This is a genomic window from Stenotrophomonas maltophilia group sp. RNC7 (assembly GCF_030910085.1).
Classification (GTDB): domain Bacteria; phylum Pseudomonadota; class Gammaproteobacteria; order Xanthomonadales; family Xanthomonadaceae; genus Stenotrophomonas; species Stenotrophomonas sepilia.
The window spans coordinates 1-542 of record NZ_JAVFVN010000521.1 but is presented as its reverse complement, the minus strand read 5'-3'; the positions used below and the strand labels follow the sequence as shown (position 1 = coordinate 542).

1 protein-coding gene is annotated in these 542 nt (G+C 35.8%); it reads left to right on the top strand.

Translation table 11 applies throughout. From position 1 onward, the window contains the following. The coding region (locus RCF13_RS10120) for a hypothetical protein (RefSeq protein WP_308141122.1) at window positions 1–485 on the top strand (485 nt) is incomplete at its 5' end. Window positions 486–542 lie beyond the last annotated feature (57 nt).

Genomic DNA, 542 nt, shown 5'->3' with positions numbered 1-542 from the left:
ATTTGAATAATGTTAGCGACCAGCAAAGCGACCAGCAAGTGACCATCAAGCGACCAGCAAGCGACCAGCAAGTGACCACAAAAGAAGAAAGTAATAAAGATAACAAAGATAATAAAGATAATATTATTGTCCTCAATCCCGAAGAAGCACAATTCATAAAAATCTTAGAGGGGATTGAAAACTATCCACTAGACAGACAAAAGGATTTGGATATGTATAACAGATTGAAAGATAGATACCCAACACTTAACTTATTAGAAAGTATTAAAGATTGGTCAGCCTATAAATTGGACCAGCCGCTTAAAACTAAAGACAATCCTAGGAGCCAAATAAATACGTCTTTCAAAAAATATGTTGAGTGGGGAAAGAACTTGAAAGGGGGAAATCAAGTTGGAAGAAATGAGCTTACTAATGGAAAAGGTGCAGAAGCGCCTAAATACGATAAAAGCAAATGGATGTACAAAGGAAACGGAGATCAAGTATAAATGTCCCAAATGTAAAGATTTGGAAGTTATCATAGAAAACAATGTGGCTAGAGATTG